This window comes from Iningainema tapete BLCC-T55 (genome assembly GCF_014698965.1).
Lineage (GTDB): Bacteria > Cyanobacteriota > Cyanobacteriia > Cyanobacteriales > Nostocaceae > Iningainema > Iningainema tapete.
The window spans coordinates 43,722-56,656 of record NZ_JACXAE010000095.1 but is presented as its reverse complement, the minus strand read 5'-3'; the positions used below and the strand labels follow the sequence as shown (position 1 = coordinate 56,656).

Annotated in this window: 14 protein-coding genes and 2 pseudogenes; 5 read left to right on the top strand and 11 right to left on the bottom strand. The window is 40.8% G+C overall.

What is annotated here, in order from left to right; genetic code table 11:
- Positions 1-143: 143 nt before the first annotated feature.
- Positions 144-767 carry an FMN-dependent NADH-azoreductase gene (locus ICL16_RS31685; RefSeq protein WP_190835565.1) on the top strand — a complete coding sequence of 208 codons (624 nt, stop codon included), beginning with the start codon at positions 144-146 and terminating at the stop codon, positions 765-767.
- Between the two features lie 89 nt (positions 768-856).
- Here ICL16_RS31685 and ICL16_RS31680 read toward each other — a convergent pair whose 3' ends face one another.
- The 4 genes from ICL16_RS31680 to ICL16_RS47860 all read right to left on the bottom strand — a co-directional run bounded on the left by ICL16_RS31680 (position 857) and on the right by ICL16_RS47860 (position 2,672).
- Entirely contained in the window at positions 857-1,327 is a 471-nt protein-coding gene (locus ICL16_RS31680) for a hypothetical protein (RefSeq protein ID WP_190835564.1), read from the bottom strand.
- A 63-nt stretch (positions 1,328-1,390) separates the two neighbouring features.
- The gene (locus ICL16_RS31675; RefSeq protein ID WP_190835563.1) at positions 1,391-1,984 is read right to left on the bottom strand and encodes a TetR/AcrR family transcriptional regulator; all 594 of its coding nucleotides are present in this window, start codon (positions 1,982-1,984) and stop codon (positions 1,391-1,393) included.
- Between the two features lie 69 nt (positions 1,985-2,053).
- Complete coding sequence (locus tag ICL16_RS31670; RefSeq protein ID WP_190835589.1) at positions 2,054-2,419, bottom strand: Kelch repeat-containing protein; 366 nt, start codon at positions 2,417-2,419, stop codon at positions 2,054-2,056.
- Positions 2,343-2,672, bottom strand: coding sequence for an FBX42 beta-propeller domain-containing protein (locus tag ICL16_RS47860; RefSeq protein WP_190835562.1), 330 nt, complete (start codon positions 2,670-2,672; stop codon positions 2,343-2,345). Before ICL16_RS47860 ends, ICL16_RS31670 begins: the two co-directional genes overlap by 77 nt.
- A 117-nt stretch (positions 2,673-2,789) precedes the next feature.
- Here ICL16_RS47860 and ICL16_RS31660 point away from each other — a divergent pair, with 117 nt between their 5' ends.
- Positions 2,790-3,293 (top strand): hypothetical protein, encoded by a 504-nt coding sequence (locus tag ICL16_RS31660; protein WP_190835561.1) that lies wholly within the window; start codon positions 2,790-2,792, stop codon positions 3,291-3,293.
- A 408-nt stretch (positions 3,294-3,701) separates the two neighbouring features.
- Here ICL16_RS31660 and ICL16_RS31655 read toward each other — a convergent pair whose 3' ends face one another.
- A complete protein-coding gene (locus ICL16_RS31655) occupies positions 3,702-4,013 on the bottom strand; it encodes a hypothetical protein (protein ID WP_202895817.1) in 312 nt (103 codons plus the stop codon).
- Positions 4,014-4,077: 64 nt separating this feature from the next.
- The gene (locus tag ICL16_RS31650) at positions 4,078-4,560 is read right to left on the bottom strand and encodes a hypothetical protein (RefSeq protein WP_190835559.1); all 483 of its coding nucleotides are present in this window, start codon (positions 4,558-4,560) and stop codon (positions 4,078-4,080) included.
- 529 nt (positions 4,561-5,089) lie between these two features.
- Between ICL16_RS31650 and ICL16_RS31640 the strand changes: the two are divergent.
- Positions 5,090-5,501, top strand: a pseudogene (locus ICL16_RS31640) (element excision factor XisI family protein).
- A gap of 69 nt (positions 5,502-5,570) precedes the next feature.
- On the opposite strand, the gene ICL16_RS31635 reads toward ICL16_RS31640, so the two are convergent.
- From ICL16_RS31635 to ICL16_RS31620, 4 genes are all read right to left on the bottom strand, one after another.
- Positions 5,571-6,278, bottom strand: coding sequence for a TIGR00266 family protein (locus ICL16_RS31635; protein WP_190835558.1), 708 nt, complete (start codon positions 6,276-6,278; stop codon positions 5,571-5,573).
- Between the two features lie 66 nt (positions 6,279-6,344).
- Positions 6,345-7,895, bottom strand: coding sequence for an ATP-binding protein (locus ICL16_RS31630; protein WP_190835557.1), 1,551 nt, complete (start codon positions 7,893-7,895; stop codon positions 6,345-6,347).
- A 158-nt stretch (positions 7,896-8,053) separates the two neighbouring features.
- Positions 8,054-8,629 carry a GNAT family N-acetyltransferase gene (locus ICL16_RS31625; protein WP_190835556.1) on the bottom strand — a complete coding sequence of 192 codons (576 nt, stop codon included), beginning with the start codon at positions 8,627-8,629 and terminating at the stop codon, positions 8,054-8,056.
- 15 nt (positions 8,630-8,644) lie between these two features.
- The gene (locus ICL16_RS31620) at positions 8,645-9,676 is read right to left on the bottom strand and encodes a glycoside hydrolase family 10-like protein (protein ID WP_190835555.1); all 1,032 of its coding nucleotides are present in this window, start codon (positions 9,674-9,676) and stop codon (positions 8,645-8,647) included.
- Between the two features lie 232 nt (positions 9,677-9,908).
- Here ICL16_RS31620 and ICL16_RS31615 point away from each other — a divergent pair, with 232 nt between their 5' ends.
- Both ICL16_RS31615 and ICL16_RS31610 read left to right on the top strand, forming a co-directional pair.
- Positions 9,909-11,126, top strand: a complete 1,218-nt coding sequence (locus ICL16_RS31615; protein ID WP_190835554.1) for a Na/Pi symporter — start codon at positions 9,909-9,911, stop codon at positions 11,124-11,126.
- A gap of 23 nt (positions 11,127-11,149) precedes the next feature.
- Positions 11,150-12,205: a PstS family phosphate ABC transporter substrate-binding protein gene (locus tag ICL16_RS31610; protein WP_238361043.1), complete on the top strand. Its 1,056-nt coding sequence runs from the start codon at positions 11,150-11,152 to the stop codon at positions 12,203-12,205.
- Between the two features lie 89 nt (positions 12,206-12,294).
- On the opposite strand, the pseudogene ICL16_RS31605 reads toward ICL16_RS31610, so the two are convergent.
- Positions 12,295-12,720: pseudogene (locus ICL16_RS31605) on the bottom strand (DUF4351 domain-containing protein); the annotation flags it as partial.
- Between the last annotated feature and the right edge of the window lie 215 nt (positions 12,721-12,935).

Below are 12,935 nucleotides of genomic sequence, written 5' to 3'. Positions count from 1 at the left end.
GGTAATTACGTTACTTTTAAGTGCCTACTTTCTTTCTTATGTTTACATATATTAAAGTTAGTACTAGTAAAAACTTTAACTGAAAAAAAGGCTACAACTGACGTTGAACGCCTTTAATGTAGTGTACTATTGGGAATTGATTTATGGCGCATATCCTGCATATTGACTCTAGCCCTCGTGGGGAACGTTCTTATTCTCGCAAATTCTCTCAAGAATTTATCTCTTCTTGGAAAGCATCTCATCCTCAAGATACCATTAGCTACAGGGATTTAGGTCGTAATCCAGTTCCTCATGTTGATGAATCGTGGATTGCTGGGGCTTTTACTCCTCCACAAGCGCGTACACCAGAACTATCTAAGGCAATTGAAGTGTCAGATACACTGGTAGACGAGTTCTTAGCGGCTGACCGCTATGTTTTCGCCATCCCAATGTATAATTTTAATGTGCCTTCTACCTTTAAAGCTTACATTGACCAAATTGTTCGTGTTGGTCGTACTTTCGCTGTTACTGACCAAGGTAGTTTTAAAGGACTAGTTGAAGGAAAAAAAATGCTCATTATCACTGCTCGTGGTGGTGATTTTACACCACCAAGTCCTGCAGCACCTTTCGATTATCAAGAACCTTATCTCAGAGCACTTTTTGGGTTTCTGGGAATCACTGACATTTCATTCATTCATGTGGAAAACCTCAGTGCAGGAGATGACATTAGAGAGCAGTCTTTTGCCAAAGCCCATCAAGGTATTGAGCAAGCTGTAGCAAGCTGGTAATTCTGTAGAGACGCGAAAGTTGAGCCAGCGCTGCAGGAGGGTTTCCCTCCGTAGGCGACTGGCGTCGCGTCTCTACAATATGTTTGAGATTATACTACTTGCAGCACAATTACAGTCAAAGACAAAAGCGTTAGCAGCACACCCAACGTCGGAGCTTGATCGTGGTAAAATTCCCACGTCTGATCGCCTTTATCACTTACAATTGCAGAAGTAGGTACTGAGTCGGTTAAGTTCAGCAGTTTTGTATCAATCACCTGATTCCATAAGAGTGCGCCTAGTAAAGCGCTGCTCACTCCAATTGTCACTAATGATACTGATACACCTGAAAAAACTTGAATTAGCTCAATGATAATTATAGCGATCGCCGCACCAATCCCCCATGTATTGTAACGAATCCAGGTATCTAGTTTCAGTTTCTCTAGCACTCGAATTGAAGATTCATCCTGCTCATGACTAATCACCCCTTCTACAATCGGACGAAAGTTAAATATTATACATACAATTGCACCGAAAATAAAGCTAGAGAGCAACAGGGATGCAATTTGTAAAGAAGCAATCATTGATTTTCCCCTAATATTGGTTGAATGACCAACCAAAAATTGAGCAAAAAAAATTTCCTCTGGCTATGAGCGCTCGCCAAGCAGGGACTTGGACATCTCAATGAGGACATTATAAGCTCCTTCAATGTCAAAAGTCGGATCTGCAAGCTTTTGCACAGCTAACCCATCGAAACAAGCAAGTAGCACAGCAGCCATTGCATCAGAATCAACAGCCGAGTTTTCTGCAATGGTATCAATTGCTTCACTGATACATTGGCGTCCTTTTGCTAGCATTTCAGTCATACTTGGACGTAGCTGAGGATTTCTCAATCCCAAAGCAAATAGTTCACAACGGATGCGAAACCATTCAGGCTCGCGCTCTACTCGCTGCTTCGGCTCGGCAAACGCTGCTTCTAGTATATTTTCTGACGCAGAGGAAGATGTCAACTGCTTCATTTGTTCTACATAGCGTAAGCCTGCCTCTTGAAGTACTTCTTGCAAGAGTTGATCCTTGTTCTCGAAGTAGTAATGAATCAACCCGGGTGCAACATTTGCTGCACGAGCAATTTCCTTCATCGTCACTGCCTCATAGCCCTTCTCAGCGAGAAGGCGATATGCAGCAGCCGTGATATCAGCGCGAGGATTGCGAGTATCTTTGGGAGGTTTTTGATTGGTCATACAACCAATATAACATAGGAAGATGCAATCTTTGTAGAGACATTCCGCCGGAACATCTCTACATTGTTATTAATTCTTGTGGGGATCGTAGGAATAGACATCTAGGTTCCAAATTTGACCGGCACCCGTTCCGCCTGAACATTGAAAATCATAACCTGCAAAAATATACATTTGGTTGCCGACTTTTGCCGCATTAGTTCGCTTTAGACGTACCAAAGGATCTCCATCCGGCTGCACTTGAGTCCATACGCGCTTAACGAGATCGAACCGCCACAACTCCTCAGTTGGATTTTGTTGAAAGGGACTGCCGCCGTACACCGTCAGCTTGTTCCAACGGGGTTGAGTTCCTGAAAGCGCTTCATGTCGCGGTGGCGGTGTACCTGGCGTACCATTTGGCACTAGTTCCGTCCAGGCATTGGTTCTTTGATCGTACACCCAGAGCTCGATCTTCGGCAGCAACGCTAGCAGCAAATGCACGGGCTGGTGGAAGGCTACCTTTAGGGGAGAGTAAGAACCATGTATCAGTAGATGTATCGAATCTGTACAAATCATTGTAAAAGGTGTTTTGAAAAGTACTAAAGTCGTCTTTAACACCTCCAAACACGTACACTGACTCACGTAAGGCTGCTACCGCTGGAGTTGAGCGTTCTGTTGGACGCGATCGCGATGTTATCCGTCTGTTGTGCAAACATCCTTTCCCCCTTGTATTTGCTTTATACAACGCAATTTTTGAAGGTTAAGCTCCGTGATTGCCACAAGCGTAGCAATCAGCCAATACTTAAATAAATGCCATCTTAATTAACTTATGCACTTACGCTTAGTCGTAACAGCGATCGCCTTCAGTACAACACTTACCAGTTGCAGCACACTCACCACTAATGAGTACTCAGCCACTGCACTTACTCAATATACTTGGCAAGTTAAATATGCTAACGATTTAGTTAACGAAACATCACCACGTTTTGAAACTTTCGCCACCACCTCCCTACTTAATCGTAATGGCTTGAAGCCACAAGGAGCAGTCACAGGTCCTGACGAGCGGGGTTTATGGTGGGCTGCTCTGCCGCCACGCCCAACCGTTGATGAAGTGGAAGAGCGCAAACAAGGACAACAAGCAAGTCAGCCCGAATTATTAAAATCTGTAGAGTACCGATTGACCTATGGAGTAGGTGAGCAACAGCGTACATTACCTACTAATTATGATGTCTACCGCCAAGTAGTCAAGGCATTCCCATCGCGCATCCCTTTACAGTTGACTTTGGGAGTAACTGATAACTCAGTTGAAAAAGCTGAACCCGTGGGCAATTAAAGCCATGTACTCAAGTAAATCGCGCGAGTAGCCGAAGTCCGTTTTAACGGACTAAAAATCAACAAATTAGTCGGTTTTAACCGACTTAAGCTATGCAGCCTGTGAACTTCAGTTCTAGGCAGATTGCGGAAGAACTATCGCTACAATGAGGCAGCACTAAATTGCCAAGGGAAAAAAGCTGTGAGCGCAACTTATACCGGGGGCTGTCAATGTGGACAAATTCGTTATGAAATTCGTGCTTGTCTTTTAGCCCGATATAAGATCAGCACCTTACCCATTTTACGTGGGTGCTGAAATGAATACCTCTTCTAAAGTTCTGCGGACAAAAGGCGTTTCTCTCGTTAAAACGCCTCAACCATTTTGGAACAGTTAATTAGTTGTATATTCGATGGAATAGGAATAGAATTTTCACATTTCAGCTTGTTCTGCTGTTTGTTGAATAGTTGTAAACTCCCTTCTCAAGTCGTCGTCTGATGGTCTTTTAGGGAATTCTGCGTGGGTGTATACCCAAAGTAAATAAACAATACATTGCTCTTCATGAATTACGTACATTAGACGACCACATTCGGCTGCGCCTTGTAATTCAGGCATCCCAAATTTAATTTTCCTGAATTTAAAAACTGGTTGATAACATCCTTTTGGAAAGCCTTCATCCTCTGAAGATGGATGAGAGCCTGGGTTCTCACGGAGTTGAGCTATGATATCCTCAACTAACTCCAAAAAAGAATTCCTGGCTCTCTCATTTTTACGGTAATGGTTTTTAATTACCTTTTTAAAGCTATTATTAAACCTCTCTAAGTGCCTGAGCTGATAAATTTCGCAACCACTCACGGGTTTCCTCCGGTTTTAACTCCTCACCCTGTACTTTTTTTGAGTACAGTTGTTCTAGAGTATCAGATAAAACCGCTTGATAGCTAGGGTCTTCGCGCTCAATAGCATCCAAAATGTTATCAACTAGCATGTCTAAAGCTTCAATGCAAGAACAAAATGCTGCTGTTTGATTGGTTGCTTTTATAAACAACATATATGCTTTTACACGAATACCGATCCACAAATTAGGCAGCCCCGAAGGTCGCTCAATCAATTTATATGCAAGTTCTTTTAGCCTTTCCCGGCTTTCAGGGGAGAAATTACTCCATTCAAGTTTGACAAGATTTGCTGTTTCACGTAGTCCGACAGCAATTTTGTCAAGTTTCGACGGACTGACTTTTCTTTGCCGGACTTGCTGAATTTCATGAAAGTCAATGATCAAAACTGCTGCTGACACCGCGTTACTCCTGGACTTGTGGTTTTTAGTATAAAAAACTACAATTTTAAATTGTAAACAAAATTAGACTTGTCTACATCTGTAGCTTAATTGTATAACAGCAGATCCTCACTGTCTTCCGCACCAACAGTGAGCTTTTTACCGTATCTTTAACCTGCTTTGTAGTTGTACTTAAATCGTTTTTTGCAACGCTTTGAAGGGGTTGCGCGTGCTAACAGTGTTCTTTTGCGCAGAGTATCATATATCTTAACGCTGTGTCAAGATAATTGTTTCAACCTTGGTGACTTGCACTTTGGGAATCACCCCCGATAGTGACAAAATCTACAACTAATACAAAGCATTCCTGATGAAAAATTTTTTCAATGCGTGTTTGTACTAGTAGTTCCAGAAAAAATTAATCTGAGATTATTTTTTGCTCGGCGCAGTTGGCGCGATTGCGATCGCCTTCGACGTTACTGCGTGTATATTTTATATAGTGTTTTTTCAACTTGATTTCCCAAAAGCGATGGTAGAGGAAAATCAAGTCAAAATGATTATTTATGATGTAGAGCATCTTTGTAATTGTCGAAGGTCAAAACTAGAGCAATACCGCCAGAAGGTGCAACAAATGCTTTTAGAGTATGGTAAGCAAAAATCGGCTTAGGTCGATATTGAGGTTGAAAAGATTTTTGATACAGAGCGAGATCATTACCAAATAGTGCATATAGGTTGGCAGGGGCAGGATTGGGTTCATAGTTGTATCATACATATTGACATTAAAGGTGGAAAGATTTGGCGCTACTTGGAATGGTACAGAGGATGATATTGCAGCAGATTTGGTTGCAGCAGGAGTTCCAAAATCGGATATTGTGCTGGGATTTCAGTCACCGTTTATGCGACAGTTTACGGAATATGCTCGCTTGTTAAATGGACTCGTGGAGCAGATAGTGTTTGTGAGGTAACTGAGCTGTTGTGCTATAGGAAAAATGGACACAACAGCAGTCGTAAATTTTAGCTTGGACGTTGTAACATTAGCCACCTGCTGAAATTGATTGGGTGACTGCACCAATCCTCTCTGCCAGTTTAGAAAGTGGTAAACTTTGTAGATACACAATTCCAGGTCCAGTCAACTTCGCTAGAAACAAACCTTCACCACCAAATAAGGCATTCCGAAAACCACCAATAAATTGAATATCATAGCTAACTGTAGGAGTAAAAGCCACTATACAACCAGTATCAACCCGCAAAACTTCTCCTGCACTCAATATTTTTTCAATCAAAGTTCCACCCGCATGGACAAAAACCATTCCGTCCCCATGCAGTTTCTGGAGGATAAAACCCTCTCCACCAAATAAGCCTGCTCCCAGTCGTTTGGTAAAGGCAACATCAATTTCCGTCCCCTTAGCAGCGCACAAGAAAGAGTCTTTCTGACAGAAAATCGTCCCCCCCAACTTAGCTAAATCTACTGGGATAATTTTGCCAGGATAGGGAGCTGCAAATCCCACCCGTGCTTTACGAGTACCGCCATTAACAAAAGTTGAGATGAAAAAACTTTCTCCAGTTAACATCCGTTTGAAGCCTTTAAACAAACCACCACCTGTACCAGTTTGCATTTCGATGCCCTGTTCCATGAAAATCATTGTACCAACTTCTGCCCGCACTCCTTCCGCTGGATCTAGTTCTACCTCAACTAATTGCAAGTCAGAACCGTAGATTTTGTAATCAATAACATCCGCCATAATTTTTCTCCAAAATAGTCAAGACAATATTAACCGTTACACTTACTACTTGACTACATATCAAAGCTAAGCACGAATAACAGTAATAAAACGTTGATTTTTTGTGGTCATAATTTGGGTTGATAAACGTTCTTCTATCGGTGGTGCTTTTTTACGTCTGTCAAACACAAATAACCAACCAAAATCTAATCCCAATCGCGCTAAGTATGAATCCAATTGTTCAATACCTTCATTTTGAGGATCGCCTTTTTTCTCGCGCCATACTTTTAATTCAATGCCTAAAGTAGTAGAACCATATCTTAAACATAAATCCATACGATCGCTGCCGATTGCATATTCCCGCTCTAAGGTTCCACCACCATTGACGACGCGATGTAAAAATGCCATTAGTACTATGTGAGGGGCAACTTCATGATACCCAGTACTACCTAATAGTGGTTCACCATGCTGAAGCCAAAACTTCATAAATGCTTGTAGTAAAGCATCAATGTTTAGCTCTCCAGAGTCCGTCAACCAACTAGGGCTAATGTAAGGTAAACTATCCTGAGTACCTTGCACTAAAAGACGGGGAATAACCTCGCGATAAATGGGATTAGCGATTACCAATCCTGCGGTAGGATCGCGTCGCAACAATCCTAAATCAATTAAATATTGTCGATCATCAGCAGGAGTGTCACCTAGCGCAAGTCCAGCTAGCATCGGTTCAATAATGTTTTTGACTCGTTGTTCTCGAAGTTTTTCTGCCAGTGAGTCTAAATGTGTATCTTGACGAGTAATTAAAATTTCTTTAGCTTTTAATATATGTTCATGAGTAATGTCGATACTTCTATCTTTTACCATTTTTTCGACAATTTCTTTGGCAAGAGCATTTACTAACCAAGGTTGTCCCTGAGTTAAATCAAAAGCTGTTACTTTTGCCAATTGAGAGAAAACTTGCCCAGTATCTTCAGTATGCTGTTGATATAATTCTTGCACCTCTGTGGCGTAAAAATTTCTCAGTGTTAGGGAACTAACTTTAATATTAAAGGGACTAGCCGTATTTAATCTATCGCTACCACCTGATGCAACCTTATAATCGCGCACATCACGTAAACCAATCAACCCTACAGATAAAGGAAAATTATTGGGACGGTTGGGATAGCCGTCGCGTAACTGGCGCAGAACCGAAATTAGGACATCATTTTCTAGCGAATCAATTTCATCTATAAATATTACCAAAGGTCGGGACGAAGCTTGCGCCCAAATCTGTAAAGAAGCTCGAATTCTCCGTCCTGGTTCTTCTTGATTCCAAATCGGTGGCTGCAACTCCTTGGGCAATCGGACTTCAATTGTATCGCGCCATGTTCCCAACATTGCGAGTTCCGCTGCACCGATATCATGATTAAATGCGCTGCCTACTTCTGCTGATACCATGACTGCTGTGTAGCGCCCACTTTCTGTCAGCTGTTTTGCTAGCGCTAGCATCGTGGTTGTTTTACCTGTTTGCCGAGGTGCATGAACTACAAAGTAACTACGCTGTTGAATTAGCTCCTCTACATCTGGCAAACGCGCTGTTGGCGATAGCATATAGTGGATATCGTCTTGGCAAGGACCGGCAATGTTGAACCAACGAGACATGCAACAAAACTACGTTCAAGCGGATACTCTTGAGTGTACCTTACTTTAATGGGCTTAAACACTGCCGTAAACAACAACAAATCCCAACAAGATCCCCGACTTCTTTAAGAAGTCGGGGATCTGAGCCTAAGAGCGTGTTTGTAAATGAAATAGAATTGCTATACTTTATGCAAAGCATATTTAACTGCTTTGCGTTCAGATGCTGTGAGATTTGGTAGTTGACTTTCGGTAAATGAAAACTCTTTTTCATACTGCAAACCAACTTTTTTCATGACTTTAATAGAACGTTGATTATCTAGTAAAGTCCAACTAACTACTTTTTGTACATCCCATTCTTTAAATCCTTTGAACACTAATATCTGTGAACCTTCAGTAGCATATCCTTTACCCCATTTGTGGGGATGTAATCGATATCCGAGAGCAATTTCCTCATCTGTTACGATTTTTAATTCCACACCAAATCTACTTTCTGTAGCTGGATAGAAGTGAAACCAACCGATAAATTCATTAGTTTGCTTTTCAATTGCCGCCCAAATACCATAATGTTCATATTTTTCGTAGTATTTAATCATCTTGGGCAAAGACTGATTTTTAATGGTTTCGTAATTTGTTGGGTTACCTCCATTACCCCAACGCAATATTTCTGGTTGACTATCTAGTGCAAATAAATTGTCAACATCTTTTTCGGTAAACTCACGCAAAATTAATCTTTCGGTTTCTACAATAATATTCATAACAAACCTATTCATTCAATTTTGAAACAACTCCACAAAAACTTTCTCCACTGCCTGCGCTGGACTTTTTTTAAATAACCATAGTGTAGTTTCCCAACTAAAGAATGACACCCCAGAATAAGAAGCTGCCTGTACAGCTTTTACTTCTTTTTGCAATCTTTGAATTGACTTAGCTCCTAAAAATGGTCCAGTATAAAGACCAATACTTACGGGTACAAGATTTTGTAAACTGTAGAATCCACCGTTGTATAACTCAGATTTGAAGGATGCTAAATCTTGACGGTAAACTTGTACGACAACTTCATCTAGCAAGCCGAGTCTTACCCAACTCCTCCAGTCTTGTAAGTATTTGCTATAAGCAAAATCAGGTGAATTTGGAGATAAAGATACCACTGCTCGTGGACGAACAGCTTTAACTGATAAAGTAATTTTGCGCATCAACTGAGTGAGCTTTTCTGCCCGCCAAGCCATCCATTGGGCATTAGCAGGATTTGACGGTGGTTTACGTCCGTATTCTTTTTGATAAAGTTTAGTTGTATAAACATCGTAACCAAATTCAATCGGTAAACCAAAGTGGTCATCTAACTGAATACCATCAATGGGATAGCGTTTTGCCACATCTACGATTAAATTGACAATAAACTGCTGCACTTCTGGATGAAACGGGTTCAGCCATCCAGCAAAATCCTTGGTTTTTTCACCACTTTGAGTTACAGTAAGCCAGTCTGGATGCGACTTGGCGATCGCACTATTCACAGGAATCATTAAACCATACTCAAACCAAGGGATCAAACGCAAGTGTTGACGATGTGCTTGTTGAACTAATCCAGATAGCACATCACCAAAAGGTAGTAGTGGTAATGAAGCACGAGGATCGCGTAATAACCCTCCCGCCTGCTCAGCAATTGGACTAGGATGTAAGGTGTGACCTCGATTCCACACTGAAGGATAGATAGTGTTGAGATGGTGTTTTGCCACATTACCCACGACTTCATCTAGACGAGTAGTGTAGTACATTCCAGTAAAAACTATATTTAGATACCACATCCAGATGATTTATTACTGAAAAATCTGTAGTGATTAAACATAAAAGTTTCTTAATTAATCTTTAATAGAAAGTTAATTTTATTAATTTAACTACAAATTATTAAGAACATAAGTATTCAAAGAGTGATAGCATTTTTTTGAAGAGTTTTTATGTGCATTTGTGGCAATAGTGTGTCTATGCACATTTGCATAGTTTAAGGCAAGTAAAATACATCTACTTTGAGGAGCAGTTGTGTTCATTGCAAAGAGATTTAATCAAAAAATACTTAAATGTTTGAGTGTAGCCTTTTTCGTTTTAACTTTGATTGTTTATCCAGCTATACTCAAGCCTGATGTGCCATTTGCGCAGTCTTCTGTAGAGATGAGTGCAAATGCTCAGACTACTTCTAATACAAGGGATATCAAACTGGAAATTGCTCAAGCTCCCCCTCCTCCAGCTTCAGAGGAAGCATCAGAAGAAAAAAAGGATGGTGTGAATTTTTTCAAAATGGCAATGGGGGCAGTTGCAGGTTTAGTTTTGTTCATATACGGTGTGACTAAACTCTCTGAAGGGCTAGAAGATTTAGGTACAGATAGGATGAAGAGTCTGCTCTCGAAGTGGACGACTAATCGTTTTGCCGGAGTTTTGACAGGAGCCGTTGCCACAACTCTACTAGAATCATCATCAGTCACTATTATTATGGTGATTGCGATGGTAAGTGCCGGAGTGCTGACATTTGTGCAGTCTCTAGGTGTGGTTTTGGGTTCAAATATTGGTACAGCAGTAGGTGCGCAAATCATTTCCCTGAATATAGAACTTTACGTACCAATCTTGATGTTTGCGGGTTTGCTACTACTATTCGTAGGTAGAACAGGTACGCAGAAAAATCTTGGTCTAATTTTACTTGGTTTTGGCTTGATGTTCTATGGTTTAGAGGCGATCGATGAAGCCATGAAACCATTTAGAAATTATCAGCCTTTTATCGACTGGATGCAAACCTTAGGTAAAAACCCGCTTTTAGGTGCAATAGTCGGGGCAATTTTTACAATCATCATTCAATCTTCTTCCGCAACAGTTGCTATTGTCATCACCTTGGCAAGTTCCGGTTTAATATCACTTCCTGCGGGTATTGCCATCATGCTTGGGGCAGAAGTCGGAACTTGTGCTGATACATTAGTTGCTACTATAGGGCGTGGGCGTCCTGCTTTACGCACAGGTGTGTTTCATTTACTATTTAATTTAGTTAGTGCCATTCTGGGAATTCTCTTTGCGCCTCTATTGGTACAACTTGTCTTGGCAATTTCTGGTGGAGCTGGTGTTGGGCGTCAAATTGCTAATGCACAAATTATCTTCAACATGATTGGTGTAGTAGTAGTAATTGCATTTCTGCCAGTGATTGCGCAGTTATTGGAAAGATTAATTCCCGATGCTCGTGAAGAACGTCCCTTGCGTACAGAAACTGTAGTTTAATTGAGCGTATGATATTTCAAAACATGCGTACAGCATCTGTTCTACCTTTAGTTGCTCTGATGGGAATTACTGCTTGTAATAATCGGCAGCCATATCAGGCAACTGAGTTTCCCCAAGCATTGACTGTAGCTGAAAACGCTAGTAATGTTTCTAACCTATCAGGCAATTTAATTATAGATGGCTCAAGTACTGTGTTTCCTGTTTCCAAGGCAATGGCACAGGAATTTAAGATGAAAAATCCAGGAGTTCAGTTTACAGTTGCAGTGTCTGGTACTGGTGGCGGTTTTGAAAAGTTCTGTACAAATCAAACTGATATTACAGGCGCTTCTCGCCCCATCAACTCTTTAGAACAACAGGTTTGCCAAAAGAATAACATAGAATATATTGAGATGCCTGTTGCCTTTGATGGTATTTCGGTTGTAGCCAATCAACAAAACAATTTTGTTGATTGTCTCAAAATAGATGAACTGAGAAAAATGTGGGAACCAGGTGCTCAAGGTAAAGTTAGTAGTTGGAACCAAATTCGTTCTAGTTTTCCCAATCAACCATTGAAACTTTATGGTCCCGATCCTAAATCAGGTACTTACGACTATTTTACTTTAGCAGTAGTCGGTGAAGAAGGTAAAAGTCGAGGTGATTATACCAAGAGTGAAGATGATACTGCTTTAGTTAAAGGTGTTTCAGGCGATCGCAATGGATTGGGCTTTTTTGGCTATGCTTATTATATAGCAAATAGAGATAAGTTAAAGCTAGTCGCTGTTGACAATGGTTACGGTTGTACAAAGCCTAGCCCAACAACAATTTCTGATTCTAGTTATCAACCACTTTCGCGTCCAGTATTTATTTATGTGAAGAAATCGGCAGCTAATCGCCCAGAAGTTAAGGCTTTTACTAACTTCTATGTAGCACCAGAAAATGCAAATATTGTGTTACAAGTTGGCTATGTTCCCTTACCTAATATTACTCTTAATTCAGTTAGTTCTCGTTTTCGACGCGGTATAACTGGTTCTGTATTTGGTGGTAGTGGTTCGGTTATTGGTGTGGGGCAAAAAGCAATTCAAGAAAAAGAGAGTAATTAGGTATTTGTGATCAATTATGTTGTAAAAGCAGGTGATCGCATTTACCCATGTTAAGATACCCGACTTTTTTAAAAAGTCGGGTATCTATACTAACCCCCAAGTGCTTCTAGCCAAGAGAGTAAATCAGCCATTCCCTGAAAATCTAACAGTGCTTCACCAAGATTTTCTAACTTTTCTAGGGACAGAGTTTCCATGTGCTGACGCACATCTTGAGGTAATTCTCCTACCCGTCGAGTTAGTTGACGAAGAATCAGCGCTCGTTCTCTCTGTTCTGCCTCCTCTCGTCCTTCTGCCTTAATTTCTCTGTAAACTCGCGTTTCTTTTAGTGTAATTCCTAACATCAATTCTACCTCCCGGCGGCTTAATTGTTCAAATTTGTACACCATGATTGTCGTCACTAACTCAATTATGGCGCTATTTGCTGTTTCCGGCTGTTTCACAGCGGAACGCTCAAGTAAGTACCTTGCTTCGAGTGGTGCTTTTTCTTCGTCTACGGTAGTTAATACCATCAACGCCGCATTAGATACTTCCTAAGCTCAGTAGATACTGTGTATAATGCGGTGGTGTGACGGAAGCGGCATTCAAAGGTAAAGTAAGCTAAAATCTTTTTTTTAGTTGACATTATAATGCAGCTTCAAACCCAAGCTATTATAGAGACTTTATGCCGCCAACCAATCCGCTTGTAGTTTTTATTTCAATAGCTAGCTTTATTCTTTTAAGGAACTATTGA

What these genes read in the sequence shown, in the direction of transcription:
- ICL16_RS31685 (WP_190835565.1), top strand. Translation starts at nt 144, where the DNA reads ATGGCGCATATCCTGCATATTGACTCTAGCCCTCGTGGGGAACGTTCT.
- ICL16_RS31680 (WP_190835564.1), bottom strand. Translation starts at nt 1,327, where the DNA reads ATGATTGCTTCTTTACAAATTGCATCCCTGTTGCTCTCTAGCTTTATT.
- ICL16_RS31675 (WP_190835563.1), bottom strand. Translation starts at nt 1,984, where the DNA reads ATGACCAATCAAAAACCTCCCAAAGATACTCGCAATCCTCGCGCTGAT.
- ICL16_RS31660 (WP_190835561.1), top strand. Translation starts at nt 2,790, where the DNA reads ATGCACTTACGCTTAGTCGTAACAGCGATCGCCTTCAGTACAACACTT.
- ICL16_RS31635 (WP_190835558.1), bottom strand. Translation starts at nt 6,278, where the DNA reads ATGGCGGATGTTATTGATTACAAAATCTACGGTTCTGACTTGCAATTA.
- ICL16_RS31630 (WP_190835557.1), bottom strand. Translation starts at nt 7,895, where the DNA reads ATGTCTCGTTGGTTCAACATTGCCGGTCCTTGCCAAGACGATATCCAC.
- ICL16_RS31625 (WP_190835556.1), bottom strand. Translation starts at nt 8,629, where the DNA reads ATGAATATTATTGTAGAAACCGAAAGATTAATTTTGCGTGAGTTTACC.
- ICL16_RS31620 (WP_190835555.1), bottom strand. Translation starts at nt 9,676, where the DNA reads ATGTGGTATCTAAATATAGTTTTTACTGGAATGTACTACACTACTCGT.
- ICL16_RS31610 (WP_238361043.1), top strand. Translation starts at nt 11,150, where the DNA reads ATGCGTACAGCATCTGTTCTACCTTTAGTTGCTCTGATGGGAATTACT.